The organism is Variovorax sp. P4_D9 (assembly GCF_056401695.1).
The window spans coordinates 1-2,153 of record NZ_JBFUIU010001178.1 but is presented as its reverse complement, the minus strand read 5'-3'; the positions used below and the strand labels follow the sequence as shown (position 1 = coordinate 2,153).

Here is a 2,153-nt window from a genome sequence, read left to right as displayed (position 1 = left end):
CACTTCATGATCGCCTGAGCAATCAGTGGTTTTGTTCCTCCTGCTGTCGTTCTTGTATTTGCTGTCCGGCTCGCCTCAGGGTGCCGACGTCACTCGCACGTAGCCGGCGTCGTATCGCCGGTCATGCGCTAACAACGCCCAGACGATGCGAGCATTCTTGTTCGCCAAGGCGACCGCCGCGACGCGGTTGACTACCCCATTGATGCAGGACTCGACCTTCTGCCCGGCCCGATAGAACTGATCGTGCGCCGTGTATCAGCAAAGTGCGCAGGTAAGTATCGCCGCGCTTGCTCATGCCAAGCAGGTTGGGTTTGCCGCCGGAAGAGTGCTGGTTGGGCACCAGTCCCAGCCCACGCGGCCACCTGCCGACCGCCGGTGAAGTTCTTGCATCACCAAGGGATGCGACCAGCGCGCGGGCGGTGAGTGGTCCGATGCCGGGCACCTTCGCGAGCTTGCAACTGAGCTCGCTAGCGCGGTGCCAAGCCTGGATCCTCGAGTTCCTCGACCTGGCGACCCAGTTCCTTGAGATGGTCCAGCAGGCGTTCCACGAGCAGGCGAAATCCACCGGCCAACTCGTTGCTGGCATTCTCGACGAGCTCCGGCACGCGCGTGGCGATGTAACGATGTAACCTATGCCCTGTGGAATGATGAGCCCGAATTCCCCAGCAGATCGCGGATCTGGTTGACCTGCGCGGTACGCGCCTTCACGAAGCCTTGTCGAACGCGATGCAAGGCCAACACCCTGCTGCTCGATATTCTTGATCGGCACGAAGCGCATGTTGGGTCGAGCGACCGCCTCGCAGATTGCCTCGGCGTCGGCTGCATCGTTCTTGTTGGTCTTGACATAGGGATTGACGAACCGGAACGTGTCGGTTCACCTCGATGCTAGAGGAGTCGACCACGATGCTGTCGACACCCTGCTCGATCAGCCAGCGGTGCAGCCACCAGCCGCCGCGGCCTGCTTCGTAGCAGGCATGCACCTTGGCCTGTGGCTCGAACTTGCAGCGCTCCCGGGCCATGCCGATGCAGTGCGCAACTGCGGCCGTGTCGCGGGCGTCCACTTTGTATCGGCTTGCGCTGCGGCCGCCCATCGCTGGCCGTCAACTTCCACTTCTTGTCGCCGAACTCGCCTTATGTACAGCTCGCCCCGGATCGCCGTATCCTCACGTTGTGGGACTGCCTGGGTTGTCGACATTTCCATCTCCTTTGCCAAGAAGTCAAGGAAATCCCGTTGTAGCTAAACGGGCCTCTCTCGGGTAGTCCAACATAGCATCTCTCGGTTCAAGTGGTTGGTGACACTTCCACATTGGCACATCGATGCCGTTGCGGGTGGGGGCGTCCATCCCATTGCTTACGTCGAAAGGCGCACCCGCCACTCGTTAAAGTCTTGGATGCCTACGCGGGCCAAACCACACACAACGATACGGCACGCCACTGGCTTGGCGATCACGGCGCGATGGCCTACGAGGCCGACCGCCCGCATGCGCTGACTGCGGCGATCGCCGAGCACGCTGAGGCGGAAAAGACCGGTTTTCCCCTTCGACGTTCCGAGCCATCCTTGACCATCTGGTGCTCATGGGCTCTCTGATCTTGAACCAGTCGTGAAGGATCGCAACGAGTTTTGCGCAGTCCTCCGCAAGCGCCCATCGCCGAGGCGGTCTTAGAGCGCTACAGCTCAGGCGCTCACCGCGCCCGGATCATCGTGCCGTAGGCCTGGTCGGTCAGGATCTCCAGCAGCATCGCGTGCGGCACCCGGCCGTCGATGATGTGGACCGCGTTGACCCCACTCTTGGCCGCATCGAGCGCGCCCTCGATCTTCGGCAGCATGCCGCCGGAGATGGTGCCGTCGGCGAACAGCTCGTCGATCTCTCGCGCGCTCAGGTCGGTCAGCAGCGTGCCGTTCTTGTCGAGCACGCCGGGCGTGTTGGTCAGCATCATGAGCTTTTCGGCCTTCAGCACGGTCGCCAGCTTGCCGGCGACGACATCGGCATTGATGTTGTAGCTCTCGTTTGCCTCGCCGAAGCCGATCGGGCTCACGACCGGGATGAAGGCATCGTCCTGCAGCGCCTTGACCACGCTGGGGTCGATCGAGACGATGTCGCCGACGTGGCCGACGTCGTGGTGCAGGTTGGGGTCGTTGCGGTCGGCCATCT

Annotated in this window: 4 protein-coding genes; 2 read left to right on the top strand and 2 right to left on the bottom strand. The window is 62.2% G+C overall.

The window, feature by feature from the left end; all coding sequences use genetic code 11:
* Nucleotides 1-121: 121 nt before the first annotated feature.
* Nucleotides 122-442, bottom strand: coding sequence for a transposase (locus AC1DY5_RS52620; RefSeq protein WP_478122183.1), 321 nt, complete (start codon nt 440-442; stop codon nt 122-124).
* Between AC1DY5_RS52620 and AC1DY5_RS52615 the strand changes: the two genes are divergently transcribed.
* Nucleotides 432-629, top strand: a complete 198-nt coding sequence (locus tag AC1DY5_RS52615; RefSeq protein ID WP_478122184.1) for a hypothetical protein — start codon at nt 432-434, stop codon at nt 627-629. The two genes, AC1DY5_RS52620 and AC1DY5_RS52615, sit on opposite strands and share 11 nt — an antisense overlap.
* Nucleotides 630-1,387: 758 nt before the next feature.
* Nucleotides 1,388-1,588: a hypothetical protein gene (locus tag AC1DY5_RS52610; protein WP_478122182.1), complete on the top strand. Its 201-nt coding sequence runs from the start codon at nt 1,388-1,390 to the stop codon at nt 1,586-1,588.
* A gap of 95 nt (nt 1,589-1,683) precedes the next feature.
* Here the strand turns inward: AC1DY5_RS52610 and argB are convergent.
* On the bottom strand, nt 1,684-2,153 hold a 470-nt coding region (gene argB, locus AC1DY5_RS52605; RefSeq protein ID WP_478122181.1), incomplete at its 5' end, for an acetylglutamate kinase.

Bases quoted from the DNA above. Each gene is read 5' to 3' on its own strand.
- AC1DY5_RS52615 (WP_478122184.1), top strand. From the start codon at position 432: ATGCCGGGCACCTTCGCGAGCTTGCAACTGAGCTCGCTAGCGCGGTGC.